Here is a 26191-nt window from a genome sequence, read left to right as displayed (position 1 = left end):
AACGACAATAAATTTTAAATTTACATAAGGAAAAATTATCATGGCTAACATTATCATTTCTAAAAAATCCATCATTGAAGCTGCTTCCATTGTATCCGATGAACTGCGCGAAAAAGCAGATCTGGCAACTCAAACATATAACGAACATTATAAAAATGGTACGCACACTAAAGCAGACAAAGCAAATATGCAAGCTGCGACCACTAAACTTGCTTACTTCATCAACAACGTCGTAAACGCAGTAGAAGACGAAAAATTATGCTCTGTTTTCTACTATGCGATTAAAGCAAGCAAACAAGCGCCAGAAGTATTTTTCCGTGATGCAATGACTAATAGTTATTCTCTGGAAAAACTGGTTTATCTGGTTAAATCAATTAAATCTGGTAAATGCGTTTATTCCATCGCTGATATGTCTGGATCTCGTGTATTCGCTTTAATCGATATGATTAACGACGAGATCGACACGTTCACCAATGGCGCTGTTTTCGATTTAATGAATGAAGCTAAAAAAGCGTGTGAAATTAAATTGGACGCTGGCTATACTCAAGCCAACCAGTTGATCAATCTTTGCGAACGTCTTGGACTTGTTGAAAAAGTCAAAGGAGCTGGGAGTGCGAAAGCTGGTACTCAGCAATATCGCTTCATTAAAAATGATTTCTACAATTATTTAGCTGATGCTTTCAAAGCGTAATTAATGGAATCAAGCGCCCATAGTGGGCGCTTTAAAGGAGCTTTAAAAATGGTCAGCTATGACAAGATCCGCGCGGAATATCGCGCAAAGTATCGCGCTTATAAACTGGAATTAATCGATGATTTGATCGCGCAACGCGACCAATTAAATTTTACGTTTTCTGATTTGCTTAACAGCAAGCGAGATTGCAAGCGTAAACGTGAATACTTACGTTTAAGCGCATTAATCGGAAAACTTCAAAATTCTATTTAATTTTTTAAGGAGCTTAATCATGTTTGTTCTTATCGCTGGCGTTAACGTCCATAATGAATATTATGTTAATCGCATCGCTGGGATCGCTGGTTACGCTGGGCGCGCAGTCGAGCTTATAGATGAAACGACGCGCAAAATTGACTTATTGAGCGACCAGGAGCGAAAAAAAGCAGACGTGAACGACGCTGATATATTTTTAATGTTAAAAGCGTTTGTAGAAATGGGATTTAAAATCAGTTTACACAAATAAAATCGAGCGCCCACTATGGGCGCTTTTTTCGTTTCCAATACTCCCACCAAAACGCGCCAATGATGGCGCGTTTTTTATTGTCTTTAACTCACTCCAACAACATAAAAATAAGCGCCAAAATAACGCCATAGACGCGCTTTTATATCCTTACCAGTACATACCCATTACTTAACACATTAACGCGCTTAAAACGCGTTATATTGCGCTATAGAGTATGGTTAATCATTGGCTTTTAGTCTTGCTTTATGATCCGCGTTTATTTGTCGGCGCGGATCGGCATTTTGTTTTGTTCCGTATCCGCTCGCGTATTATGTGCGCGTGATTTTTCACATAATCACACCACTTAATCACGTATGTAATTATGCTACGAAAGAAATCTGGATGTCTCAGGTGACGAAAGTCATCATAATTTTCCCCGCTCACCTGTCCGACAACCGCTGGTTGGATTCCACCAGCTTCCCGATGTTTTTTCTACATAAAGGCGAATGCAGCCGTTTCCCGAAAAAATCCTGGCCGTTCCCCGTCGGCTCATGAATACGTTCCTCGCCGTTTCTGAAAATTTCCCTGCGGCAGCTGGTGGCTATAGAGAAAGGGCCGTTTCTGGCCCTCTTCTCAGTTACACGCCATCAAGGATGTGGATGCGGTTGCTTGCGTATACATTCAGCATAAAGTTAGCGCAAAACAGTTTCCATGTATCAACGCCAGCGGTATACGTAATGTTTTTGCATTTAATTGCATTGTTGGCGATCCGCATCCCCTGCGATACTGCTTCATCGTCGGAAAATTTGAACGACGATTGAGTTTTAATCCAGACAGAAATCTGCGTAGCGAACTCAATCAGCTTGGACTGGCAGAATCGCCCGGAGCGCACCGGAAAGACGAACGTTCCGAATCCAGAATTTACCACATACGCTTTCTCAAATACCCGCGAGTAACGACGATTGCCAATGATGTCGCGTGCAATAATGCATTTTTCTTGTGCTGACAGTTCTACCGTCTCATTGTCGCGCCATGCACCAAGTACTCGTTTTTCAATGTCAGAGAACGTTACAGCGATATTGCCATGTGCGGGTGCGTTTACAGTAGCGATAAAATTCATGATTAATTCCTTATCGTAAATAACAAATTGTTTTCTTATTGGTGTTAATTATCGTTGTACGAATAAGGCGTCAAAGTGGAAAGTTGCGGTAGCCGGACGGGAACAGGTGGGTTTGTCGGTTGCCTGGAGGTAAGAGGTTGGTGTTTTTAGCCTGCGGGAAACAGGATGGTCATTTAAGGCCATCAATGCTGATGGCCTTAATAATTATCGACCGATTACGCTAAGGATCTTTTCCTCAACTGATTTGTTGTTGCGACTAAACTGCCTTGCGTATCTGATGACAGAAGAGGCGTTTTGCTTTCTGACCATCTCGGCTCTTTCCTTCAGGCGTTTCTTGAAATCGCCCATATTTACCACCAGGCGCAGAAGGTCAGTCTGTTATTGTGAAAGTCGTGGTTCCTGATCAGGTCTTCCACAAGTTTTTTCAGCTTATCCACGTCATGCCAGTAACCTTCGTCGTACTCCTGACTGCCGAAGAAAAAACCTTCCCGAGTAGGCAAGTACTCTTCGCAATTGCTTTCGTTTATGTGCATCAAATGAGCTTTCAGAAGACAAATGTCATTCATCGTTAATTCTAAAAGCTCACAATTTTCGACTTCACCTACGTTGCGCTCCATCCACCCAACGAGCGCATTGAACTTACGGAAGTAAGCAACCTGCTTTCTGGATGCCTCGTTATTCAGATCGTTTTTAGGCTGTGTCTCGATATAGATATCAAGTCCCATGATGGTTTCCTTATTAAGTTGCTTCAGTGAAATCATTTTCACAAATCTGATAAGGCAGAAAACAAATTGTTATCGGGCATAATAAAATGGCGCGGTTTACGCGCCATTTAAAGAGGATTAAGCGAATACGCTTTCAGGGATTAAGGTGTCGGCAGGAATGCCAGAGGTAATGCGCAGACCGTACTGGCCAATCCAGGTGGTGCTGGTGTTCAGGCTGGAGGCGAATACGGTGTTAACCATATTCATCATGGTTTCAAACACCTCTTCATCAACCTGGCGGAAGTAGTTCTCGATTTTCAGCAGCAGCGGGTCAGTTGCATCGAGAATGGACTGGTATTGAGTCGCGTACTCGCCGCCGGAGGCGTCACCTTTACGCACGATCGTACTGGCCTGGACTTCGGCACCAGTTTCGGTGTTGTACGTAACAACGGTGATTTTTGCCACATTCTTACCTTCGGCGGTTTCAGAGGCATAGTAAACATCAACTGTCAGTTTTTCGCGTTTAACGGTCATTTCACTCTCCGTAGTGTATTGGTTATTTTTATATTCTATGATCGTAAGTATGTACTTACAATACAAAAAAGCCCCGTAAGGATGGCGGGGCTGTCGTACTGTCGACTAATTACCACTTGCACATTATCAGGCTATTGCCATCACTGATGCTCTCTGAATTTCTTGCTGGGCCACGCGGTTAACTTCCATCAAGGCCAGTTCGAGCTGATGTTCCGGCCACATTCTTTGAAATGCCACCCATCCTTTTCCACGCTGGCGACGAACATTCATTACATAACGAGTAAAGGTGTTTTTATCGAAAGACACCGCTGTTTCACGGAACAGACGAATAGAAGTTCCATTGGCAACGATGTCTAGCAAAGTTAATTGAGCAACCAGTGCAGGCTTCTCTTTTCTCTTCTGGTCTTTGTCCAGACCAAGAACCAATGATTTTTTCATCACAACTCCGTAAACAACTTGTTTTCTCAATGGCGTAAATAATACCAGTAAGAAAACGGCTACAAAGCATAATGATCAGGTGCATGATCGATATGCAGGTTCCTCCCTGCGGCTATAGAGAAATTAAGCCAGCATTGCTGGCTTTGGTTGGGGTTACTCGAATACTTCAAGAAACTCCTGAACGTCCCAATGCTGGACGAGGTGAAGATAGACCTTAGAAATCACGTCATTTTCGCTATCGCATGTGAAGTAGTACTTCTGGCTGCGGTTGTATGTGTCCACACAAAATTCGCTCATATCCATAAAGTCAGCATCTTCACCCATGTCGCAAATCATCAAAGCAGGTGCGTCATCACGAGTCATCAGCTCAAGCACCCACCGCGAATTGATCAGAGTGGAAGACCAACCTTCTAACTCATAAAACTGATCAAACTCTTTTTGAGTTAATTTCTTGATTTGGTTGATGTCGATATTTGCAAACATAAAGCAATCCTTAAACAACTTGTTTTCTCGTTGGTGTTATTATCGCAATAACGCACAGGCGAAAAAGGATTTTATTCCGGTGAATGTTGTTTTGGCAGTGAGTTTTCAGGTTCAGTATCGAGTACACTTTTTACATTATTCTGATTTAGTGGCCGAAGGTGGCTGGTGGGCAGAATAATCCTCTCCCCGAAAACCTACTGAAATCGATTGTGACCCGTTGGCTGTCTGGCACAATTACGCTGTAGCTGGGCATTCAGAGGGAATCCAGCGGTAAGTAAGTTCGCCTGCACGTGAGCGCCTCTCTTCTTCCCGCACATTACAGGTGGGTAGCCGCAACTCTCCCTCACGCTATACCGGTACGCCGCCGTTCCTGAACCGGCATCGAGCCTTTTCCCGAAATCCACACAGGCAACTCGACCGTTTCCCTGAAAACCTCCAGCCGTTCCCCGAAGGCAACCCAGCCGTTTCTGTAGCGGGATGCAACCTTTTCCCTGTATGGACCGAAGGCTGACCGTAGGGGTGTTACGGGGGATAAAATCAGGAGTTGAATAAATACGAAAAAGGAGGCGACACCCCTCCTTCCCTCCCCACTTATACATACCTGGCTTCTTCGCTATACATGTTATGTTTTCTTCGTGTTTTATCTGTCTCAACCTCTCTATAGGCGTTAATGCTCACTCCTTCCAGAACGTTCTATACGGCGACTATTTCTGTTGGTGAATTGGGCGTGTTGTTCTCTCTGTCGGTGTAAATGGTTTCGTTCGTTTTGCGGTGGTTCTTCTATGGGGTGTTCTCGTCGTTTTGGTGATTGTTCTTCTCCGTGTATGGAGTAATGGCAGGTGGGCGATTCCTTTCGTTATTGTGTTTGAGTTGTTTGTCTGGAGTGCGTGAAGGGCTTTTGTAGTTATTCGTGTATTGGGTAATGGCGTTTCCCGTGATTGTTATGTTTCGTGTCTTTTGGGATTGAGAGAAACCTTGCGGTTACAGGCTTCGTTGGGGTTTCAGTGATTCTGATGTTTCTTCGCTGTTTGGGTAATGGCGTGTCGTGGGTATCGCGCGTATGAATGTTTTCGGATTGCCTGTGAAAGTTAGGTTGGTTGTCCGGTAGCCTGGGAAGAAGAGGTGGGTCTTTTCGGTAGCCTGCCATAAAGAGGTTGGTTGTTTTGGGAATGGCATATGTGTTATTTAGTTGTTTTGTTATGCCTGAAAATAAGTTGTTTATATGGTTATGTAACGCAACGGGAACGATTTTGAGCGTGTGTTTTTGTTGGTAGTGTGTTGGGTCGTCTGTGGTGAAAATTGGACGCTGTGGCGCTGTCTGCTGCGTAGAATTACGGGTATAAGCAGTGATGTGTGAAAACGTCAATTTTTTAGACCAAATCGGGTGAAAGCGTTGATGTTTCGTTGATCTGTTATTCAGTTGTTTTCTTGATTGTATAAACAACTATAACTTATTGATATTTAAGGATGTGATTGCGGGTATGGAAGGGGAGTAGTGGCGATCAACGGATTCTTATAGAAAAGAATCAAATTGTGACCGCCATTATCAATGAGTTGCAACCGTTAGTTGTTCAGATAAACATTTGGAACACGGACGTAGAAGTTCCTGTCGCCGGTAAGTTCCAGAGTAATGTTAATGTCATTACCATTGTCTAGTGTAGCCGTTGCTCTATAGAACTTATCCGTCACCTTGTCCTCTATTGTCACCTTCATACATTTTGGTGCAGTCGAACCGTTATTCTCTTTCAGAATAGTTGTCACGAGAGGGCAGGCTGCTTCTTCAAGAGCAACCTCGTCCTTGTGTGGGATGCCGATGAAGATAACCCAAGCCAGCGACGCAACGATTATGATAAATGGCACTCTGCTGCCTTTTGTAATAGTCGCGCGCTTCCAGAGATAGACAGGCAGGAGGAATACCCCCCATAGAATTGAAGGTGGTTCACAGCCAGACTCCGATAGAGCCATTCTGTCAGCTACTAACAAACCGATGGTAGTTACACCCCCAATTATAATAGCGTAATTGGTATACTCTTCCGGCGATACTCCAAAGAAGAAAGGCATGAACGCTAGAATCCACGCATAAATGTTATTCAGAGGTTTTGTTTGTTGGTTCTGGGTTTCCATCACATCCATTCCATCACATAAAAATCGCGTTTATATATTATCAATTTTCTCACTTGTATAACCTAAATACGCATCCGTTTATCAATCCACCTTCCACAAACATCAGCTTTAGCTATGAAAAATAACAATCTCAAAGTGAAAACCATTATCATAGGAAACGATTAGATGAGATGGTCTAATTCATCATCTATCATTGCTTTAACACTTGAGTCATTAACCCCGTATTGATTTATGAACCGTTTCAGCTCCGGTGAAAACTGAAGGTAGATATCGTGAGCGTTTTTCACTGTAGGTTCAACGCCACGCATTTCAAGCGCCTTTAGTAGATATGAGTCTTCTTTAAGCATAAATTCTCCGTTGTCTAGTATGAAGCGATTGCCGGATTACCATTGCCAGCACTCTAGCCCTTCAACGACCGGTGCACCACAATCAAAATGTACAGAGTCAAAGCCTACATCAAGTACTTTCTGAATGTTCGCAATCGCGCCCTCGGATATACCATATCGACGCAACTCATCTTTCCAGTCATCGTCCTGTAACCCGGCGTGGACAATGCAACCGTACTCAATTTGTGAAACCCAATCCAGCTCATTGCTTGCGATCATGAATCGGCGAGCATCTTCCTCTGATGTATGAGATGAGCTGATCAATGCCACCTGGTAGGCTTGGGTAATGTTCAACATTTCAACCACTCCAAAACAAGTTGTTTTCTTATGTGGTTTATTATCTCCATCAACAAAAGGCAGAAAACAAATTGTTTTAGGTACTGTGTAAATCAGAAGGGATTGTGTCTATATGAAAATGCCCGGCGTGTTGCCGGGCATTGCGAAGAGAGGTTGTTTAATTACTTAACCTGGTGGCCAGGTTTAGCACCAGCATCCGGGCTTAACAGGAAGATATCTTTCCCGCCGGGGCCAGCAGCCATCACCATGCCTTCAGAGATACCGAAGCGCATTTTACGTGGTGCCAGGTTAGCCACCATAATGGTGTGACGACCAATCAGTGCCTGTGGATCTGGATAAGCGGAACGGATGCCTGAGAAGACATTACGCTTTTCACCACCGAGATCCAGCGTCAGGCGAAGCAGTTTGTCAGAACCTTCTACAAACTCTGCGTTTTCAATCAGCGCCACGCGCAGGTCAACTTTGGCGAAGTCGTCAAAGGTGATAGTTTCCTGAATCGGGTCGTCAGCCAGTGGGCCAGTTACCGGTGCGGCTGTGGCTTTCACTTCTTCTTTGGATGCTTCCACCAGTGCTTCAACCTGCTTCATATCGATGCGGTTATACAGTGCCTTGAACGGATTCACTTTATGGCCCAGCAGCGGTTGCTGGATACCATCCCAGGTCAGTTCTGTATTCAGGAATGCTTCTGCACGTTCAGTCAGTTTCGGCAGTACCGGCTTCAGGTACGTCATCAGCACGCGGAACAGGTTAATGCCCATAGAGCAAATCGCCTGCAGATCGGCATCGCGTCCTTCCTGCTTCGCCACCACCCACGGAGCCTGTTCATCGACATAGCGGTTAGCCAGGTCAGCCAATGCCATGATTTCACGGATAGCTTTACCAAATTCGCGGCTTTCCCATGCTTCGCCAATCACTTCAGCGGCATCAGTAAAGGTTTTGTACAGTTGCGGGTCAGCCAGTTCGCTTGCCAGCACGCCGTCAAAACGCTTGTTGATAAAGCCTGCATTACGGGAGGCCAGGTTAACCACTTTGTTCACGATATCGGCATTCACGCGCTGAACGAAATCCTCCAGGTTGAGATCGATATCATCAATGCGCGAAGAGAGTTTCGCAGTGTAGTAGTAACGCAGGCTGTCGGCGTCAAAATGATTCAGCCAGGTGCTGGCTTTAATAAAGGTGCCGCGAGACTTGGACATCTTCGCGCCGTTCACCGTCACATAGCCGTGAACAAACAGGTTGGTCGGCTTGCGGAAGTTGCTGCCTTCCAGCATGGCAGGCCAGAACAGGCTGTGGAAGTAAACAATATCTTTACCGATGAAGTGGTACAGCTCGGCGGTGGAGTCTTTCTTCCAGTATTCATCGAAGCTGGTGGTATCGCCGCGCTTGTCGCACAGATTCTTGAAGGAACCCATGTAGCCAATCGGCGCGTCCAGCCAGACGTAGAAATATTTGCCCGGCGCGTTCGGAATTTCAAAACCGAAGTAAGGCGCGTCGCGGGAGATGTCCCACTGTTGCAGGCCGGATTCAAACCATTCCTGCATTTTGTTTGCCACCTGCTCCTGCAACGCGCCGCTGCGGGTCCATGCCTGCAACATTTCGCTGAAAGAGGGCAGATCAAAGAAGAAGTGTTCGGAATCACGCATTACCGGCGTAGCGCCAGAAACCACTGATTTCGGCTCGATCAGTTCCGTCGGGCTATATGTTGCGCCGCAAACTTCACAGTTATCGCCGTATTGATCTGGCGCTTTACATTTCGGGCAGGTGCCTTTCACAAAACGGTCCGGCAGGAACATGCCTTTTTCCGGATCGTACAGCTGAGAGATGGTGCGGTTTTTAATAAAACCGTTCTCTTTCAGGCGAGTATAGATAAGCTCAGACAACTGACGGTTCTCTTCGCTGTGCGTCGAGTGATAGTTGTCATAGCTGATGTTAAAGCCTGCGAAATCAGTCTGGTGTTCCTGACTCATTTCGCCAATCATCTGCTCCGGTGTGATACCAAGCTGCTGTGCTTTCAGCATGATCGGCGTACCGTGGGCATCGTCGGCACAGATGAAATTAACCTCGTGGCCGCGCATTCGCTGGTAACGAACCCAGACATCAGCCTGGATGTGCTCCAGCATATGGCCGAGGTGGATTGAGCCGTTAGCGTACGGCAGCGCGCACGTCACCAGAATTTTCTTCGCGACTTGGGTCATAGTAGGCATTACTTCTTTGTAGTGAAAAGGGGCTTGATAGTAACAAAATGGCCTTATGTCTGCCATGTGATAACAGCATTTCTCATAAATGATTAAATGTCGTAGCTGGAGTACACTACAAGGCGACAATTGCGCAAATTAAAATAAAGGAGACGGGATGAGCGAGTCCAAATCGCCGGATGCCCTGAGAGCAATGGTAGCCGGTACGCTGGCTAATTTTCAGCACCCAACCCTGAAACACAACCTGACTACGCTTAAAGCGTTACACCATGTTGCGTTGATGGATGACACACTGCATGTCGAACTAATCATGCCTTTCGTGTGGAATAAGCCTTTTGAAGACCTGAAAGAGCAATGTAGTGGTGATCTGCTCCGTATCACTGGCGCAAAGGCTATTGACTGGAAGCTGTCGTACAACATTGCCACGCTTAAGCGCGTCAAAAACCAACCAGGCATTAATGGCGTTAAGAACATTATCGCCGTCAGCTCAGGCAAGGGCGGCGTGGGTAAATCCTCCACGGCGGTAAACCTGGCACTGGCGTTGGCTGCTGAAGGTGCGAAAGTTGGTATTTTGGATGCCGATATCTATGGTCCATCAATTCCAACCATGCTGGGCGCGGAAAACCAACGTCCAACCTCACCTGACGGTACTCACATGGCACCTATCATGTCTCATGGCCTGGCAACCAACTCTATTGGTTATCTGGTCACCGACGACAATGCAATGGTGTGGCGTGGACCGATGGCCAGCAAGGCGCTGATGCAGATGTTGCAGGAAACTCTATGGCCTGATCTGGACTATCTCGTTCTCGATATGCCGCCGGGCACTGGTGATATTCAGTTGACGCTGGCGCAGAACATTCCTGTAACTGGTGCGGTTGTGGTAACTACGCCGCAAGACATCGCGCTGATCGATGCGAAGAAAGGCATTGTGATGTTCGAAAAAGTCGAAGTGCCGGTACTGGGTATCGTCGAAAACATGAGTGTGCATATTTGCAGTAACTGTGGTCATCACGAGCCAATTTTTGGCACCGGTGGCGCACAGAAACTGGCCGAGAAATACAACACGCAGTTGTTAGGCCAAATGCCACTTCATATCTCTCTTCGTGAAGATCTGGATAACGGAACACCAACCGTTATTAGTCGTCCAGATAGCGAATTTACGGCTATTTATCGTGACCTCGCAGATCGCGTTGCTGCCCAAATGTATTGGCAAGGTGAAGTAATACCTGGCGAAATCGCATTCCGCGCAGTGTGATAAAAAGGCGGTGCATTGCACCGCCTAATCAGTTCTCCTACATCACGGGACAATCATCAAACTCGCCACTTCTTGCGTCGTTGATAATGTGAGTGATCACACCAAACACGGCATTGCTGCCCGTGCATCCATCGTCATCCTTTGGCAATGCTTCCTTCTTACCGGTTCTTAAATCCTCCAGATGCTGACGTGGATACTTCCGGTATCTTTTTACGCGATATTCCCCATCCAGAGCGCATACAAGCAGAGAACCATCAACCGGGGTAAGTGAGGAATCGACCACCAGCAATGCACCCTGTAATATTCCCTCACGATGATGACTATCAGCTGCCCTCATGAAGTAGGTCGCTGAAGGATGTCTAATTATCTGCTGATCAAGAGAAATACGGCTCTCAGCATAATCCGCCGCAGGAGAAGGGAAGCTCATAATACTCGCCTCTTAATACTGTATATACATACAGTATATGTTGAAGCTATATATTTTTGAACTCTATCTCTTAAAAAAGATGTTAATAAGATGCTAACTATTGAAAGGCATAAATATATACAATTCCAACAAACGTTATTTTTAACAAATTTTTTCTCTCTGTTGACTTTTGCGAAAGCCTTGTCTGGCCTAAATTGCGCGGAAGCTACTTTTTCCTTCCTGAGTTATCCACAGAGTTATGCACTTGCATGCATAACCTATACACACTATCTTAATTCGCAAGACACTGATGTTGCGGTATTGAAGGTTCATTGGGTTAAAAATAGACATTAAAAAGCCCAGTTGACTAGGCTGGGCTTTTTAAAAGGAAACAGAGTTTGCGGCTCTGTTCCTGAGCCATAAGTATCTGGCGACTGAATTAAGATTAACCGAATGTACTGGATTCATCAAGAAACGTTGAGTGGTCATACCAGGTAATAATGACCATTTACTAAACATCGTTGTTCTCAAAGAAGATTTAAGTCCAGGTTTTTGGTGACTCTAAAACCTTACCTTAACTCGAAATCGTGCCGTAAGTATCTGGCGACTACAGATATTGCAACTGCAAAGGCAAGCCCAAAGGTATTTGCAGCTAGGCGCGATAAAACTAAGTGAGGCCTGTTATGGTTAACTTACTGTTCAAAATCGTGCCGCCGATGTTCGCGATTATCAAAGCGATCATTGAGTACGTAAACCAGCGTCCATAACGCTAGTTGCTACAGGCCCCATCAAGAGCATGGGGCCTCTTTATCGTACTATTGCTTATTTTTTACGGACTGAGTTGTTCACTGCTCTGGCAATCTTCTCCCGCAATTGCTGCGTTCCGTGGTACTGAACCGCAATATCTCTCAACTCGTTCACCAGTTCTCGAATCTGGTGATCTTTAAGCTCATTATTTGGGTGATTGGTAACAACTCTGGTTAATTCACCCTTGTCTTTTGCTCTTACGTATGCAGCTCTTGTGCATTCGACCCATGTATTACCGCCTACATTAACTTCGTAGATTAGGCTGGACTTATCTGTCAATTCGGAACAAATACGGGCCGTGGTCTGGCAACTAGAGCATTCGCAGTTATCGCGGAAACCGTGATCTACCGGTCGAGAAAGAGGTTTAACTTTTTCATCCAACTTCATCACAGCATCGTGATAAGCGTTCCAGCCGTCATCTTTACCAAGTTGATAAATCTCTGAAGGCTCCATGTAGTCTATATCGCAACCTTCTTCATCCGATCTATCTGGTCGCTTCCCTGGTAATCGCTCATAAAAACAATTTCTGTCTCGACGTTCGGCTCTCAGTGCTAACGCAAGAAGTTGCTCAAGCGAGGTATTTGCACCAGCAATAATTTCATTGAGAATATCTTCTGTGAGATCTTTCGCTACCGTGCTCATTTATCTCTCTCAGTATGTTGCGATGGCGTAAATTTGACGACATCAAATATTTTGGATGGCATCAACTTTATCCGCGAGCTTAGTTCGGCTCTTCTCTGTAATGCGGTTAATAATGTTTTCGTTCTGACGCCTTCGTGTATCCTCATCCCTGGCACAAGAACTACATCGCAGGGGAGATGCTCAGGTGACAAATCATTTTGGGCATCGCTAATCAGTCGTGTAATCTCTCTTTCAAGCCGACCGCCTAGCTCTGTTTTAGTGCAATGTTCTGACCAATCGCCAGCCTCAAGCAGCGCGAGAATGCTTAAAATATCGTCCAATAGATCAGTGGTATTATCGACTTCCTTCTGAAACTCACCGGCTACTGATTTATGCATCATTCGTCATCCTCATCCGAGTCATCCTCATCACAGGATGAGAGTAGTGGGTTAGTCATTCGCCCTACTTGAGTGGCGTAGCCACGCCGACAGAGATTGCGCAGCACACTGTATATTTCGAACATCTCGGTTCGTTCATCGCCAACATCAAGCTCAGATGCTATAGCGTGGCATTCAGTCGCGAGAGCCGATATTTTCTGAAATAACTCTGCATTATTCACTGTTCGACTCCTGCGGCGTTCTGGTAGTGGCATCCAGTGTGTGACATTGCTAATCAGACCATATTCATTAGTTTGAGGATGGTTGCCGTTATCGTCTCCGTATTTAAGACTCTCCATAAAGCCATAATGCCTATCACCATTAACGCTCACAAAGCCGTAATAAGCAGGTATAACGCCGATCTCACACGTAACCAGTAAAGGAAAACTAGTTCTCCAATTTAGCTCGCCAATTACAGGCATTCGCTCACTACAGCTTATCCAACCATCCTTAGATGCGGCTGTATTGGCATAGGCCTTACGGTGCTTCTGTAGCTCTGCTGCAATCGCTCTCACGACTTCAACTGGTGCCCTTGCAGCAAACTCAATGTTGGTGATCAGCTCATTAAGATATTTCTCGCTTGGGTAGCATTTCTTATTGTTAACGGTGGTCATTAGGCAGCTCTCTCAACAACAAGCAATTCGTCGTAGTCATAATCAGTTTCGGAACCATCCGTACCGAACAGAGTCACTTTGTCATTTTCCATCCAAAAAGATTTAACCGCACATTGTTGACCTTTAGATGTTATGAGCACATCACCAGGGATTACGTCTTCAGCGCGAACCTCTAGTGTTCTCATCGTGCTGCCCCCTCTTTGGTGAAAATGCCTGCTGCAATGCTGTTTATGATGCTGTCAGTGCATGGAGTAGAAAGCTGGGCATCTCCAGCAATTTTCATGACCTCAACATCCGCATATCGAATACCGAGGTGTATCAGACCGGCTATACCTGACTTAAGTCGAACATTTTCCATAAACAGATCTTTTTCCCGCTGTTTAGCGGCTTCCAACTCCATCGACAATTTTTCCAACTGCTCTTTATGCTTCTTGTATTCCTGATACGCGTGCCAAGACTGACCTTTGCGCACACTATCAGCGATATCAGCAACCTGCTCTGGTGTTAGCGTGGTCAGTGGCTGTGATGGAAAAATCATCACTTGCCCGGCATCCCAATCAAAACCCGCCTGAATTGACTGAACCTCAACTGATGGTGTTGAACCGATGCGACCAGGCGAATGAACAACGATCGTTACATCCATATCGCGACGATGGCTGTGGTTGTTGGACAAAATACGATTCACCAACTCAGAAAATTTGGATAATTTCATGCTGATCTCTCTTTCTCTCCCCGGATAATTCTGTTGCACACATCCACACACTCGTCGCAGATGAAAACGGCGTCCCCAGCAATTAACTTTTTGACGGCGTACTGGGATTTGTTGCAGAAGCTGCAACAAAGTGTTCGCCTGACTGATAAGGATGGAGCGCCAGATGTCAGCCGCTCCATATCGTTCTTGCGACGCAATATCACACGGCTGAACTCAACCAGTTTCTCCGGGGATATCTCCTCCTCCGTAGCGAGCGTCTCTAGTCGTTCGAGTATGTTGAAGGCTTTTTCTTGGGTAATAGCAGAGTGCGATGTGGTCATTTTCTTTCACCTTCAATGTTCGTGGCGCTGGCAAGATTGTCCTTGCGAAGAAGAGCGGCTATGCGCTTACTTCCATCCGAGATAACGCCCTCGTAATACTCACGCTGCTCGTTGAGTTTTGATTTTGCCAACTCCAGTTGTTTTGTTAGTTCCGCAATACGGCAAACATCGTTGATACGCGTTTCCTCTAATGCGTTGATCTCATCCAGTAGTGCCAGCACGGTTTCTGGTCCGGCCAGAAATTTGAAGGCGTTGAGGGCATCAATATCAACACCGCTATCTTTAAGTTCCTGTTCGCATATCAGATCATCATCAACTGGCAACATTAACAGGCGTTCCATTGCCGGAATTGCACGCTCTGCCGCCTCACGCAGTGCCTGATAGTCAATCTTGCTCACTGGATGACTCCTTTACGAAGCTGTTCAGCAATACTTACGCATATCTCTGCGCCTCTAATCAGCCCCGGAACGTTCTTGTTTGGCCCAACTTCACCATCAACAAAATCAATCATCGCGTTACGAGCCATATCCACGCCCTGCGCACGTACTTCAGCCAGAAAAGCATCGGTGGCTGGAGTCTCCGTTAATTCGCTAACCCAATTATCTCCGTGTTCCTCGGCACACATCGCATCGAATGCTCGCTCAGATTCTTTCAGGGCTGCATTCTCCGCCGCTAATGCGTCTCTCTGCGCTCGCAACTTCTCAATTTCGGCAGCCATGTAGTAACCAACCATAGCGAAAGTGGCGAAAGGGTAGTCAGAATCATCAGGAGATACGGAGGCCATTAGCAGACCATCGTGCATGTTCTGGCTTCCATCAGTGATGGATACCGCATAAGAATCGCTGGTTTCCCGTTTATACAATACGACGACCGGGTTCTTGATTTTCTCTCTCATTACGATGCCTCTAACTTATCTAACTCTTTCAGCCCTTCACGTACCGCGTTCACAATGCGTTCCAGATACTGGTATTTCGGGTTTGGTACCGTTGGCCAGTCGGCATACCACGGATCATCACCAAAGAGATTCAGCAGTTTGTTACCGACGCCGAAACAACAGCAGCTTTCTTTTACGTCATCGGTGTTTTCCGCCTCGTCCCACATTTCACGAGCCAGTACGGCGTCGATTTCTCTCTCTCTTCGTAACTTTATGATTTCTGACTTCACGAAAAGCAGATTTGCATCGTTGTCATCGTCGACCGTGCTTCGCAGTTGAGAGTCGAAATAGCCGATTAGATACTCGTTGCTGACCCGCTTAATGAACGTCTGCACATCATCACCGCCCATAGCAAACCAAGCCGCAGTCCACGCTTTTCCGTAGCAGATGATGGTGATTCTTCCCTTACCAGGTTCGTAGTTTTCAATCATCACTCGAACCGGATCGAGGCGTTCCAGATCCGTCAGCACAAAGGAAAGAACATCTATTTTTTCGACCTTCATGCAGCCTCCCACGCGCTCCAGATCAGCGATTTGTGTTTTTCATAACGTTTGATGTGTACCGGTTTCAGAAGCGCAATACCTTCAGTGACTTTCGCCATTGCGCTTAATAGCAACGGGTGTTCTATACCTATCCTCTCCATGTACTCGACAACATCAGCGTTGGCACCAATCTCTTTGCCGTGAAAGAGTACGTCCAGCATCAGTTCTTTCTCTGCGAGGTAGACAGCTGAAAACTCGGGATCGCGACTCACGATAGAAGAGGTATTGTCGAGCAGGTCAGCCAGCTTGATCATGCGCGTCTGCATGTCGAGATTTTGCTCCAGCTCCCGGACATTGATGATGAAACGCTGTATTCGATTGCCGTCTTCTGGCCTTGCAATGTTGGTCAGAGCCTGAACCATTTCAGCTACGCGCTCACCGAAGTGATCACGAACCATCTCTATGGTTACATGGGTGTCTTCGACCACATCATGCAGAAGCGCCGCGATTTGCATCTCCACGGTTCCGTCATGCAATGCAACAATCTCTCGGACAGCAACCGGGTGGTTGATGTAGTCTTCGCCGGTATATTTTCTTTTCTGACCAACGCCACCATGAGCGCCAGCGGCGAACATATGAGCTTCGGAAATACTAGACATTCTTAACTCCGTTGTTTTCTAGTTGTGGTTATTTTCACAAATAAGAAAAGGTAGAAAACAATTTATTTAAGGCCACAACTTATGGCCTTTATTTATTCATGCCGAAGGATTTGTAGCGTCTAATTGCCGGATAAAATGGGGTGAGGTGCTTGCCAGTAGGCTCCACCGGTCCATGTGAACCCCATGCGAATAAGAGTGTTTATTGCGGCTTTGGTAGACTCCGATTCGACACTGGCTTTTCGAAACTCTTGAACCTCTTTCGCCAACTTGTATGTAATTGTGCAGGGGACGATTGCAGCCCAGCCTTTCTCATGACTGTTAATGACCATCTGGATGTGACCATCCAGAATAGGTTGATTAGGCATGTTATTGAAAATGTCTGCCTGTTTTTGAATGTGAAGAAAAAGCCTTGCCAGCTCCATTTGCTCACTACGAGACAAGGGATTATCAAGAGGGCTTTTTGCAAAAGCGGCTATACGCTGTGCGTCAATGCCAAACATCAGCGCACCTCACCATCTTTATGGCTGGAGTTAACTTCCGCCATTAAATGTCTGACGTAATCGACAAGAGAGCCACCTGGTGGAATCTGGCATTCCTCAACTAACTGGAAGTAGATATCCGCTGCATTACGTGTATTGCTACCCGCACATATTCTTTCTTCCCGAAGTGCATGAAGCTCGTTGATCAAACGGTCACACTCTCCGTTACGCTGATCCACAACGGCCTCAAGCTCTGCGACGCGTTCACCTGGCGTCTTACCTTCTTTGCGTTGGATGGTAACGACGAAATCGCCAATTGCAGGGACGTTGTAATCCAGCTCAAGGTAGTTTTTGGCACCGCTGCGGACGAACTCACCCGCGAACATGGTGGCGAACATCGCAGAGGCCACTTCGCCGTTGAAAAGTGACTCCAGATCTAACGGAGTCCCGGCATCAAGAGCCTCTTTTGCTGTATCCATTGCATCCATGAACCGATCAAACTCATTGGCGCGCTTTTCCAGGTTTTTCCATTGCTCGCTCCAACGTTTGGCAACGAAGTCTATGAATGTTTTCGCGGATTCATCAAAATCCCCCTCAAACTTAACGATGCCTTTATCAATAATGATCTGGCCTACCGCATCCTCTGCATAACCTTTCAATGTAAACTTGAAAGGAAAATCAGAATGGCCTGTGACGTTAAAATGCTCTAACTGGAGGTTGTTCATGTGTTTTTCTCTTATCGTTTAGTAACTACATTCTTACACAAATTAGGTAAGTATTTACCTATCATTTAACGCGTTTGAAAACGTATACGCTGACTGTGATCCCTGTGTCTTCAAACTCGTTGGTAAACGACTTCCCTCTGGCATAAACGTAATTATCCATCGTCATCCAGTCCAGTATTGGCGCAGTGCCCGGCAATACTGCTACAAGACGCCCGCCGACTTTCAGATGCCCCAGCGCAGCCAGCGTGTGCTCTCTATGACGACCAAGCGAGTACGGCGGGTTCATAACGATTTTGTCGAACTGATAACCTACGTTGTCCTCAGACCACTTTATGAAGTCGCAGCAAATCGTGTTCGTATACCCTTTTCCGCGCAGGATATCAGCGAAGAGAGGTGCGATTTCTATGCAGGTAACATCTTCCAGATCGGCGTTGATATAGGCCAGAAGATCCCCACGTCCGGCTTGAGGCTCCAGCAGCTTCTCACCAGACTTCAATTCAGTGGCTCTGGCAACGTACTCAGCAATCAAGCGTGGGGTAGGGTAGAACTGGTGTGATTTTGTATCCGGTATTAATCCGGTAGCCACAATCGTATTTAGCGTATGGCCGATCTCATACGGGAACTGCCAGTGCTTTTTCTCCTGCACGCCGCCAATGAAGCTCAGTGTGCGCTCAAGCTCTTCCACCTGCGACTTCTGGAGAGCTGAATCAGAGAAGTACCATACGCCTTTGTCTTTGCTTAATCGCCCGTCACGAAGCGCAGTGCGAACCGGCACGGAGATCGTCTTCTGGATTAACCCGAACTGCTTTGGTGCCCGTGTTTTTGGCGCGGTGCGACATGGCGCGGGGATTGCAGCAGGCATACTGTAAGCCAGCACCTCATTCAACTTCCAGGCCACGTCAGGATGTATTTCAAAGTGAACGTTGCCGTTCTTGAACATCTTCACGCGCATTAGATTTCCATCGACGTTCATCCAGTCACCGGTCTGGCAGTCGTTTGCCCGATACGCAGCTGATAGCACCTCAGCAGTGCGGTTGATGGTAATAAATTCTTTGTGCGCGAAGAAATGAAGCAAGACACGCAGATCGTCGATATAGTCCTCTTTGCGATAGTTCACACTAACGCTGTCCCGCCAGAAATCAGAAATGCAGTCAGCGATTATCAGACGTTCGCTGAAACCGTTTGTCTTATTTGTCTTGTGCGCAGGACTCAGCGCCTTAAACAAGCCATACACGCGCTCAGAGAGATATTTGTGCCTGTCATTCAGCAAATTAAGCATCGTGGGTATGACCGTTTCTGCTTTGAACTCCGGTACACCAACGAACTCTTTAACCTTCATCTGGTAGCCGGTTCTGTCAGTTTTGATGACTTCCTGTTTGCCCTCTATAAACTGCTCGCGCCACTCATCTCGACGGGAAGCTGGCATGATCAGCAAAACGTTAGTCATGTCCGTGACCTTCCTCCAGTACTCGGCCCAAATATTCTGTTTCACCCATTCCAGATCGACTTTATCCAACCAACCTCGATTTAAACGCGAGCGATCTTCATCTGGTCGATGGTTTAGTCTCAGCAGGCGATTAATCATGTTGTGGCGTTCGTCGCCATAAACGAAGTCGTGTACCTGATACATGAAGGCGATCTCTTTCTCGCACTCGGCCACAATTTCGTGGATGACGTTCATTTCCTGCCGATAGTCGATAGCAGTGTTTGAGTTGGCATCGTCGATGATGGAAAGGGCTGTATTCATAATTGCACCATTAAGAAGTGATTTGTTTAATGGTGCAATTATTTCAAAAATGAAAAGGTACTAAATAGAAATAAACAGGCAATCCTTCAAATAAAGGCATTGGCTAATCATACTTGGAGGTATTTATCACCAGAATTTTGTTTGTATAAATCTTCTTAATATCCCATGTGACATTACCGGAATACCATTGACCGTTATATACTTGGTTTCCAGTTGCACCTGTCATTGTTACATAGACAGGTCTGTCGTAATCGGTTCGTCTATAGTTATATACCCCAACCATAGCAGGCATTACCGCACATGGATACCCCATATCTATTGTAAATTGAGGGTCAGAAATAGTGATAAGTTTCGCATCAAGGGGCATCATCTCACCGTGATACACCATTGCGCCTGCGCTGTTATACATGGCAATGCCATAGCCAGAATGTGGTAACACCATATCAGAAAAAGCATAAACTGTTATTGTTCCGGGGCTACCATTTACCTGATGCAATCTGAGAGCATTGTATCCGTTACTATGCTCATGAATAAACATCATGTTCGCCTTATTACTGCTTTTTATGAAGAAAAAGCATGATTTGTTTGATGGGATTGATGTTTGAAAAACAGAACCTTTAGATGTAGACATTGTCCCTTTATTAATCAGATTTTGCGGAGTAAATTCTGGACTCATCCACAAACTTCCATCTGATTGAGTAATTGACATCCCGAACATAATTATCCCCAGTATGTGTATATGTAAGAACCAAGCCCCGTATATAAATTTGACCAACTAACCGTATTTCCATTAATAGTAACTGTTGGAACAGGTAAATTAATGTAGTTGTCGTTGTTAAGAGGCATCAATGACCACACGGCATGTAGCGATTTACCCGGTGGCGGATTGGAGTACGTCTTAGAGCCTGATGACGCAGTAAATCGATCAAGAAAAAAAATAGGAGTAAGGAAGCCAGTAACGTTAATTCCTTTATTGTTGTAAATCCCTGTACCGTATGCCATTTTTCATCCTTGTTTTTTATCAACACAATATGGCCGATCATGCGGCCATATCAGATCAATTAGAGCTTTGAAAGGCTTTGTGTGGCTGTGTTGCGAGGTTATGTCGATGGCTTAACTCACGCATCATGTCTTCAAGCCGACTCTTTGTGTCGTCGAGTTGGTCGGCCATTGCTCCCAAAAGCTGACGAACGGCCATCGGATCATCGCTGTTTAGTGATGGCATTTTATAACCCGCCTGAGAAGACATAAGATTGAACGCAGACATCAACATCGTTAGAGAGGATTTAAGCCCAGCAATTTCACGATCTTTGCTGGCAATAATCGCCTCACTCTTGTTAGTGTCATCAGTTCGTTGAGTCTCGCTCACCATATCCAAAGTCGCCTGCAACTTATCAGCGCGCTCTTTTTCAGCAAGATAATGAACACCGAAATGATGTGCTAAAGCTACAACCTGAGTTGGCTCTTCAAAGGTGGACTCAAAATTAAGTGCTGTAACCACTCTCTCAAATATGGAAACGTCTTCTATTCCTCGAAGAATGGCTAACATTTTGACCAGTTCATTAGCATCCATTTCTTCGAATAAGGCGTTTTGTTCATCAGCTATCGCTTTGCATTTCTTGCACATGTGTTTTTCCTAATGCTTAAACAAGTTGTTTTCTTATTGGCTTTATTGTGATGTGGCATAAAAGGGGAGCAAGCTAAACGTAAAGGTGCAAACTCTCTATTTCGGTCAACGAAACACAAGGGCCATTTGGCCCTTGTCATTAACACGTTGCTTTACGGACTAGCGGATAAGCGAAGTAGATCGCCAGACCAATGAGGACGCCATCAGAAATGACAGACATCATCTTTCCCGTAAAATCCACCAACACCGCCATCACCAGAAGAGCAATGACGGTCACAAGCCGGAATCTCTCAAGCATTAGAGATAAGCATCCAGTGACAACTGAAGCGCCTGTGCGATCTTTTTCAGGGCCAGCTCTTCTTGTTCGCCAATACCGTCTTGGTCGGCAATATCAAGGCACAGACACAGTACATCTACTGCATCATTAGTCCCGGCCACATCAGCCAGCTCACGTAAAGCCTGGGCATTAGCGCGGCGCGGTGAGGCTTCGTATTGAGCACGGATATTGGCGCTCATTTGGGCAATCTCACCAGCAAACGGAGAAAACGCAGGCAGAGCTGCAATTGTTTTCTCAAGAATGGAAATTTCCTTTGCGTCGCATGTGCCATCGGCATAGGAGATCATGTACGCGCCCCACACGGTGGCTTCAACCGCATCTCGGTTCTCCATTTTTTTGACCTCGATAACAGCTTTACGAGTTTTCTTTTTGAATAAACCTAACATGTGCTTTCCTTTTGTTATTTGTTAAAACAAGTTGTTTTCTAGTTACATGAATTGCTTACGAAAAGACGGTCAATGCATATGCACTAACAACCGTCAGAAATAACCAAGTACCGAACCGACTGGAAAAACAAAAATCCCAACAACACGAGCCAAGGTCATACCAGCCTGAAACTGGAGATCACCAGAGCAAACGAGTTTTACAATGTTCGATACCCAACCGGCGGCCATGAGAGCTATGAAAGCCAGAATCGCCAGCCAAGTTTTTCCAAAGTGATTTGAAAACCAGTTCATACAACCGCCTTAGTCACAGCATGATCCTGAGTAACTGGATGAACTTGAGGTATCGCATCCACCGTCATCCCATCCAGAGTGACAGGACGCTCTACTGGAGTGGTGGTAATTGTCGTCGACGGAGGTGTGGTGATGGATGAACCCGGCATCAAAAGGCTCTGGCCGGCTGGAACGGCTACCGTCGCCAGTGAAACTATAATGAGAACGTAGGCCATTGGTTTCAGCCTCTTTCTTTGAAAATTTTCCATTCGAACTGTCCTTGTTGTTTTTCTCCTTCACTAAAGGCCGTGTACTTTTCGCTTCGCGTGAAGAACCAGAGGTAACAATCGCCCCCACGTTCGCAACAACTGACGCTTGCTTATCTAAACGTTCATTCAGCAACCGAACGGCAGTCTCTAGTTCATCAAGACGTGACAGAACACGACCGCTAAATAATTCGGCCAAAATTTGACGTAGTGAACGAGGACGTTTAGTTGCAGAAGTGAAATAGGTTTGACGTGCCATGTGGACTCCATCCAGTGTCAGAAAGAGTTGCGGCTGGCGATTGCCAGCCGCCTTTCTCGTTCCATCCTGGAACTGTGTCTTACCGACACATTGTCATCCTGACGCCGATAAGATACATGATTTAAAATGATAGGTAAACACTTACTTACTGCTTGTTGTAAACAAAACCAATATCTTTCTTGTGAGGCATATCTGCTGCGGAAAAAGCTGCGATCTTCGCGAGTCGATCACATATTTCATTTTCACGATGCCCGGCGTGACCTTTAACCCACTTCCAGCGAACATTATGTCGACTTGCAGCCTCATCCAGACGCTTCCACAGATCAACATTCTTTACCGGTTTTTTGTCAGAAGTCACCCATCCATTGCGTTTCCACCATTTCATCCACTGTGTCATGCCGTTTTTCAGATACTGGCTATCAGAGTGCAAAATAACGTTGCATGGATATTTCAAACGCTCCAGCCCGATAAGTGCCCCCATCATCTCCATGCGGTTATTGGTGGTGCTATGAAAACCATCTGAGAACTCGCGTTCCTCACCACGATACTGGAGAACTATACCGTAACCGCCCGGGCCACCCGGATTTTTAAGGCAAGAGCCATCACTGAAGATTTTCACGGTTTTAAGCTGGGGATTGAACTCTACGACAGGCGTTGTGGAATTGGTGCGGGGAGAATTTTTGTTTTTGGCTTTTTTGCGAGTTTTTTCTTGCGATCGGGCTGGTGTCTTCGTCGTCATATAAACTCCTGAATCAAGCGCCGCGCCGATTTTTTTTCCTCGCGCGTGCGCACACGCGTGCGTGTTAATAATTATTAAAATAAACAAATTACTTCCCAGAACAGGTTTTTATAAACCTGAACTGAACGAACGAAGTGAGTGAAGTTCACCTCGAACGAAGTGAGAGGTTGTCTTTTCAGGTAATACTCTCCCAGGGAGGTGAGTATAAAAATCCCTCACCAACCTGGTCGTTTCATAACCTGAAAAGTTATGGTCTAAGTCTACTGCCAGCTTAGACTTGGGAAGTTATGGATGACAGCACCCCAGAACCGAGATCTTCCCACACTTTATGAAGGGGAGTACTGGATTCAACCTCTCGAAACACCCCAGACTCGACAATCATAAAGTGACCCTTGTCTCCGCTCACTTTGGTTCCCCCTTCCCCGACACCTAAACGGCACCAGTTCTACGCTGGTAGTGAGCTTTTTTAAACCTGACGCCAGTGACGCTTACCCCCACCCATCAGGTCGAGTCTCCAGTCTACGACTGGAAACTATCAGATCTTAGCACTTACAATTCACTTTATGAATAGTTTGTACTTATCTATCATTGTGATTGATTATTTTCTCTACCATGTAGTTGAACATTCAAGGCAAACACCTCATTGATCAACTCACCTAAAAGCTGTTCAACAAGTTCGCGATGCTCGCCAAGATGCAAGCACTTAATTGCCCATTCGTACAAGTTGAAAGCCTGCTCACGATCTTTCATCATTTCACGAGCCTGGGCCAGAAAATCGCTCTCTACGAGCGCAACGACATTAGTCGGGTATGACATGTTGGTTTCCTTAAAGTGGTTCATAAAATCGATTTTAAAGCGTCTGGGAAGGGGTTCTAGTGGATTCTGTAGTGATGTTCAGGTCTGGAGTCTCTGATACAAAACAGCCTGCTTCCGTATATTAATAATTAATATGTAGTTATTTATATATACAGAAGCAGGCTAATTACAGACGCCAGAACAAACTAAGCAGCCTTCTTTGATGGTCTTTTTTTCCTGATCACATTCGCAGGATCATACCCTCCCAGACTTTTCATGACGTCCAAAGGGATCTTGCTTATAGAGTGCCCAGCGTCCTGACAGAATCCTCGAAAAACAACGAGCATACTGCCACCTGGGTTGATGTTTACTTCTACCTGACCCAGATTGACGTCAGGCTCGACAAACGCTACGCGGCCACCAGACAGAATAATCGTCTCATTCGCACACTCTGTTGCACGCTCATACCACTTTGTATCTAGGGATTGAGGAATTAGCATCACTGTTGTAACTCCGCGAGCCTGCTCACGTATAGCCGCATCAATCCAGGGGGAGATTTTGGAGTAGGGTGGATTGAGGAAGGCAATTGTACCTGGCTGTCCCCATTCAGATTTCAAAGCATCACGCTCAACGCCTATGAAATTAGGCAGCTTTGCATTGTCCTTGTTGCAGGCAACGTCAACATCAAATGTCACTCCAAGATAACGTTGAATGGCAGAAAACAGCCAGTCAGGTGTTCTCCAGAGGTCACGAAGAGAGTTGTCGCGCTTTCGCTGTTTGATTTTTTCGGCTGCAATCATCTTCTTTCTCGATAGGTAAGTAAATACCTATTTTTGCATTTGATTTTATGTCTGGCAATCAAATAAAACGCGCCAGAAATGCAAACGAGAAGCTCTCTGGCGCGTTTTTGTGGTGCTGGGTATGTGATTGGCTTACCCAGCACTATAAAGCTCTCTATGGGCTTTATTTTCAGTAGGGGAACGTCATCCAATAGTGTACTCCGCGACAAACTTCTTAACGATCGGTGATTCTTCGTTCAATGTTAGATTTCCACCGTCTCTAACGGCAATTCCTGTCGCTGGAAATACAGCCATCATTTGCCCAGCCTGAGTTGACGCAGTGTTAAGCGGATACGGTTTTTCTGGATTGCTCATTAAAGCAATCTTAATACTATTACTTGTAGCCTTCTTTTCTGTGAGAAGGTGTCTCATGGAAATTACCGTGTAAACACTAATATCTGGACCTCCGCTAAACCAATTAAGAAGGTTTAATATCTTATCCTTTGCTTTGACAGGCGCGTTATCGTAAGCGTCTAAAAAAATATCTTTCTCTAAACCCGCTTTATTGAAAAACGCATCATCTTTATCACTTAGAGCAAAACGAGGACCTCTTGCAGTACGCGCTTTTTTATTTGTGTTGCTATCATTTGACTGTTGAACTTTTAATTCATCATTAATCTCAACACACCCTTCAACCTCGATGATCCCCAACTGTTCTGGTTCGTTTTCGGCAGCTTCACCACTTTCAGCGTTAATTACGTTTATAGGCTCATGCGCTAACTCCAACTCATTTAAAGCTGAGCTGAAATCACCTGCTTTTTCTTCATTGAACAGTTCTTCGGCAACATCATCAGAACTCATGGCTACGCCAGCATCTAGGCCGAGCAGCAGATCGTCAATATCATCAGTATTTTCAACCTGTGCAGCTTTTTTTACTGGTTCATCAAGTGATTGCAACATGGCTGCCAGCTCGTCCAGATCATCATTTGTCATTACATTTTCAACCGAACTCATGTAAGTCTCCTTCTGTTTGGTTACATTTGCGTTTCGATGGCTACATTTTGACTAAACCTATCAGG

Annotated in this window: 37 protein-coding genes and 2 pseudogenes; 4 read left to right on the top strand and 35 right to left on the bottom strand. The window is 45.7% G+C overall.

What is annotated here, in order from left to right:
• The first annotated feature begins 40 nt into the window (after positions 1-40).
• The 3 genes from HEM79_RS19000 to HEM79_RS18990 are packed head-to-tail and all read left to right on the top strand — an operon-like array spanning position 41 to position 1193.
• Positions 41-691, top strand: coding sequence for a hypothetical protein (locus tag HEM79_RS19000; RefSeq protein ID WP_001273881.1), 651 nt, complete (start codon positions 41-43; stop codon positions 689-691).
• A gap of 48 nt (positions 692-739) precedes the next feature.
• Entirely contained in the window at positions 740-943 is a 204-nt protein-coding gene (locus HEM79_RS18995) for a hypothetical protein (RefSeq protein ID WP_000255469.1), read from the top strand.
• 19 nt (positions 944-962) lie between these two features.
• Positions 963-1193: a hypothetical protein gene (locus tag HEM79_RS18990; protein ID WP_000497810.1), complete on the top strand. Its 231-nt coding sequence runs from the start codon at positions 963-965 to the stop codon at positions 1191-1193.
• A 616-nt stretch (positions 1194-1809) separates the two neighbouring features.
• Here the strand turns inward: HEM79_RS18990 and HEM79_RS18985 are convergent.
• From HEM79_RS18985 to metG, 9 genes are all read right to left on the bottom strand, one after another.
• Complete coding sequence (locus tag HEM79_RS18985; protein ID WP_001009193.1) at positions 1810-2292, bottom strand: hypothetical protein; 483 nt, start codon at positions 2290-2292, stop codon at positions 1810-1812.
• A gap of 350 nt (positions 2293-2642) precedes the next feature.
• Complete coding sequence (locus HEM79_RS18980) at positions 2643-3017, bottom strand: hypothetical protein (RefSeq protein ID WP_021512333.1); 375 nt, start codon at positions 3015-3017, stop codon at positions 2643-2645.
• Positions 3018-3134: 117 nt separating this feature from the next.
• Positions 3135-3530: a hypothetical protein gene (locus tag HEM79_RS18975; protein ID WP_001717183.1), complete on the bottom strand. Its 396-nt coding sequence runs from the start codon at positions 3528-3530 to the stop codon at positions 3135-3137.
• A 126-nt stretch (positions 3531-3656) separates the two neighbouring features.
• The gene (locus tag HEM79_RS18970; protein ID WP_000749407.1) at positions 3657-3968 is read right to left on the bottom strand and encodes a hypothetical protein; all 312 of its coding nucleotides are present in this window, start codon (positions 3966-3968) and stop codon (positions 3657-3659) included.
• Between the two features lie 153 nt (positions 3969-4121).
• Complete coding sequence (locus tag HEM79_RS18965) at positions 4122-4451, bottom strand: hypothetical protein (RefSeq protein ID WP_001755489.1); 330 nt, start codon at positions 4449-4451, stop codon at positions 4122-4124.
• Between the two features lie 1563 nt (positions 4452-6014).
• Positions 6015-6575 (bottom strand): hypothetical protein, encoded by a 561-nt coding sequence (locus tag HEM79_RS18960; RefSeq protein ID WP_021520100.1) that lies wholly within the window; start codon positions 6573-6575, stop codon positions 6015-6017.
• 161 nt (positions 6576-6736) lie between these two features.
• Entirely contained in the window at positions 6737-6922 is a 186-nt protein-coding gene (locus HEM79_RS18955) for a hypothetical protein (protein ID WP_000910476.1), read from the bottom strand.
• A 36-nt stretch (positions 6923-6958) separates the two neighbouring features.
• Positions 6959-7258 (bottom strand): DUF5983 family protein, encoded by a 300-nt coding sequence (locus HEM79_RS18950; RefSeq protein ID WP_021520099.1) that lies wholly within the window; start codon positions 7256-7258, stop codon positions 6959-6961.
• A 161-nt stretch (positions 7259-7419) separates the two neighbouring features.
• Entirely contained in the window at positions 7420-9453 is a 2034-nt protein-coding gene (gene metG / locus HEM79_RS18945) for a methionine--tRNA ligase (RefSeq protein WP_001755492.1), read from the bottom strand.
• Between the two features lie 157 nt (positions 9454-9610).
• Between metG and apbC the strand changes: the two genes are divergently transcribed.
• Positions 9611-10711, top strand: coding sequence for an iron-sulfur cluster carrier protein ApbC (gene apbC / locus HEM79_RS18940; RefSeq protein WP_000004356.1), 1101 nt, complete (start codon positions 9611-9613; stop codon positions 10709-10711).
• A 37-nt stretch (positions 10712-10748) separates the two neighbouring features.
• Here the strand turns inward: apbC and HEM79_RS18935 are convergent, their stop codons facing one another.
• The 26 genes and pseudogenes from HEM79_RS18935 to HEM79_RS18815 form a co-directional block, all read right to left on the bottom strand.
• Complete coding sequence (locus HEM79_RS18935; protein WP_176242873.1) at positions 10749-11138, bottom strand: HumD family translesion DNA polymerase; 390 nt, start codon at positions 11136-11138, stop codon at positions 10749-10751.
• Positions 11139-11939: 801 nt separating this feature from the next.
• The gene (locus HEM79_RS18930; protein WP_021533169.1) at positions 11940-12566 is read right to left on the bottom strand and encodes a hypothetical protein; all 627 of its coding nucleotides are present in this window, start codon (positions 12564-12566) and stop codon (positions 11940-11942) included.
• The gene (locus HEM79_RS18925; protein WP_001355893.1) at positions 12563-12946 is read right to left on the bottom strand and encodes a hypothetical protein; all 384 of its coding nucleotides are present in this window, start codon (positions 12944-12946) and stop codon (positions 12563-12565) included. The genes HEM79_RS18930 and HEM79_RS18925 overlap by 4 nt, the downstream gene beginning before the upstream one ends.
• Entirely contained in the window at positions 12943-13164 is a 222-nt protein-coding gene (locus tag HEM79_RS22770) for a hypothetical protein (RefSeq protein WP_001718095.1), read from the bottom strand. The genes HEM79_RS18925 and HEM79_RS22770 overlap by 4 nt, the downstream gene beginning before the upstream one ends.
• Positions 13165-13182: 18 nt before the next feature.
• Positions 13183-13434, bottom strand: a pseudogene (locus tag HEM79_RS22765) (DUF551 domain-containing protein); the annotation flags it as partial.
• A gap of 161 nt (positions 13435-13595) precedes the next feature.
• Complete coding sequence (locus HEM79_RS18915) at positions 13596-13781, bottom strand: hypothetical protein (RefSeq protein WP_001355905.1); 186 nt, start codon at positions 13779-13781, stop codon at positions 13596-13598.
• A complete protein-coding gene (locus tag HEM79_RS18910; protein ID WP_021533171.1) occupies positions 13778-14308 on the bottom strand; it encodes a hypothetical protein in 531 nt (176 codons plus the stop codon). Before HEM79_RS18910 ends, HEM79_RS18915 begins: the two co-directional genes overlap by 4 nt.
• The gene (locus HEM79_RS18905; RefSeq protein WP_024187529.1) at positions 14305-14628 is read right to left on the bottom strand and encodes a ClpX C4-type zinc finger protein; all 324 of its coding nucleotides are present in this window, start codon (positions 14626-14628) and stop codon (positions 14305-14307) included. The genes HEM79_RS18910 and HEM79_RS18905 overlap by 4 nt, the downstream gene beginning before the upstream one ends.
• A 50-nt stretch (positions 14629-14678) precedes the next feature.
• A pseudogene (locus tag HEM79_RS18900) lies at positions 14679-15026 on the bottom strand (ead/Ea22-like family protein); the annotation flags it as partial.
• Positions 15023-15523, bottom strand: a complete 501-nt coding sequence (locus tag HEM79_RS22760) for a hypothetical protein (RefSeq protein WP_021533173.1) — start codon at positions 15521-15523, stop codon at positions 15023-15025. The pseudogene HEM79_RS18900 and the gene HEM79_RS22760, both read right to left, overlap by 4 nt.
• Positions 15523-16065 (bottom strand): hypothetical protein, encoded by a 543-nt coding sequence (locus HEM79_RS18885; RefSeq protein ID WP_021533174.1) that lies wholly within the window; start codon positions 16063-16065, stop codon positions 15523-15525. The genes HEM79_RS22760 and HEM79_RS18885 overlap by 1 nt, the downstream gene beginning before the upstream one ends.
• A complete protein-coding gene (locus HEM79_RS18880) occupies positions 16062-16703 on the bottom strand; it encodes an HD domain-containing protein (protein ID WP_021533175.1) in 642 nt (213 codons plus the stop codon). Before HEM79_RS18880 ends, HEM79_RS18885 begins: the two co-directional genes overlap by 4 nt.
• Before the next feature lie 119 nt (positions 16704-16822).
• Positions 16823-17203, bottom strand: a complete 381-nt coding sequence (locus tag HEM79_RS18875; RefSeq protein ID WP_021520153.1) for a hypothetical protein — start codon at positions 17201-17203, stop codon at positions 16823-16825.
• Positions 17203-17907: a hypothetical protein gene (locus HEM79_RS18870; RefSeq protein ID WP_001718091.1), complete on the bottom strand. Its 705-nt coding sequence runs from the start codon at positions 17905-17907 to the stop codon at positions 17203-17205. Before HEM79_RS18870 ends, HEM79_RS18875 begins: the two co-directional genes overlap by 1 nt.
• A gap of 61 nt (positions 17908-17968) precedes the next feature.
• Complete coding sequence (locus tag HEM79_RS18865; protein WP_021520151.1) at positions 17969-19654, bottom strand: DUF4942 domain-containing protein; 1686 nt, start codon at positions 19652-19654, stop codon at positions 17969-17971.
• Between the two features lie 103 nt (positions 19655-19757).
• Positions 19758-20372, bottom strand: a complete 615-nt coding sequence (locus tag HEM79_RS18860) for a hypothetical protein (protein ID WP_000467662.1) — start codon at positions 20370-20372, stop codon at positions 19758-19760.
• Between the two features lie 2 nt (positions 20373-20374).
• Positions 20375-20656: a hypothetical protein gene (locus HEM79_RS22930; protein ID WP_021533177.1), complete on the bottom strand. Its 282-nt coding sequence runs from the start codon at positions 20654-20656 to the stop codon at positions 20375-20377.
• 55 nt (positions 20657-20711) lie between these two features.
• On the bottom strand, positions 20712-21281 hold the full coding sequence (locus tag HEM79_RS18855; protein WP_001718087.1) for a hypothetical protein: 570 nt from the start codon (positions 21279-21281) through the stop codon (positions 20712-20714).
• A 139-nt stretch (positions 21282-21420) separates the two neighbouring features.
• A complete protein-coding gene (locus HEM79_RS18850; RefSeq protein ID WP_014962273.1) occupies positions 21421-21579 on the bottom strand; it encodes a DUF3927 family protein in 159 nt (52 codons plus the stop codon).
• Entirely contained in the window at positions 21579-22004 is a 426-nt protein-coding gene (locus HEM79_RS18845) for a tellurite resistance TerB family protein (protein WP_021533179.1), read from the bottom strand. Before HEM79_RS18845 ends, HEM79_RS18850 begins: the two co-directional genes overlap by 1 nt.
• 93 nt (positions 22005-22097) lie before the next feature.
• A complete protein-coding gene (locus HEM79_RS18840) occupies positions 22098-22295 on the bottom strand; it encodes a hypothetical protein (RefSeq protein ID WP_021533180.1) in 198 nt (65 codons plus the stop codon).
• 9 nt (positions 22296-22304) lie between these two features.
• Entirely contained in the window at positions 22305-22799 is a 495-nt protein-coding gene (locus HEM79_RS18835; protein WP_021533181.1) for a hypothetical protein, read from the bottom strand.
• Between the two features lie 145 nt (positions 22800-22944).
• Complete coding sequence (gene rnhA, locus HEM79_RS18830) at positions 22945-23538, bottom strand: ribonuclease HI (RefSeq protein WP_053271996.1); 594 nt, start codon at positions 23536-23538, stop codon at positions 22945-22947.
• Positions 23539-24123: 585 nt separating this feature from the next.
• Positions 24124-24354, bottom strand: coding sequence for a hypothetical protein (locus tag HEM79_RS18825; protein ID WP_000121543.1), 231 nt, complete (start codon positions 24352-24354; stop codon positions 24124-24126).
• Between the two features lie 185 nt (positions 24355-24539).
• Complete coding sequence (locus HEM79_RS18820; RefSeq protein ID WP_000559568.1) at positions 24540-25133, bottom strand: phage N-6-adenine-methyltransferase; 594 nt, start codon at positions 25131-25133, stop codon at positions 24540-24542.
• 183 nt (positions 25134-25316) lie between these two features.
• A complete protein-coding gene (locus HEM79_RS18815; protein ID WP_024219428.1) occupies positions 25317-26126 on the bottom strand; it encodes a hypothetical protein in 810 nt (269 codons plus the stop codon).
• Positions 26127-26191 lie beyond the last annotated feature (65 nt).

This window comes from Escherichia sp. 93.0816, from assembly GCF_013368855.2.
In the GTDB taxonomy this organism is placed as follows: Bacteria; Pseudomonadota; Gammaproteobacteria; order Enterobacterales; family Enterobacteriaceae; genus Escherichia; species Escherichia ruysiae.
Note: the sequence above shows the minus strand (reverse complement) of the source record. Positions and strands in the feature narration are given on the sequence as shown.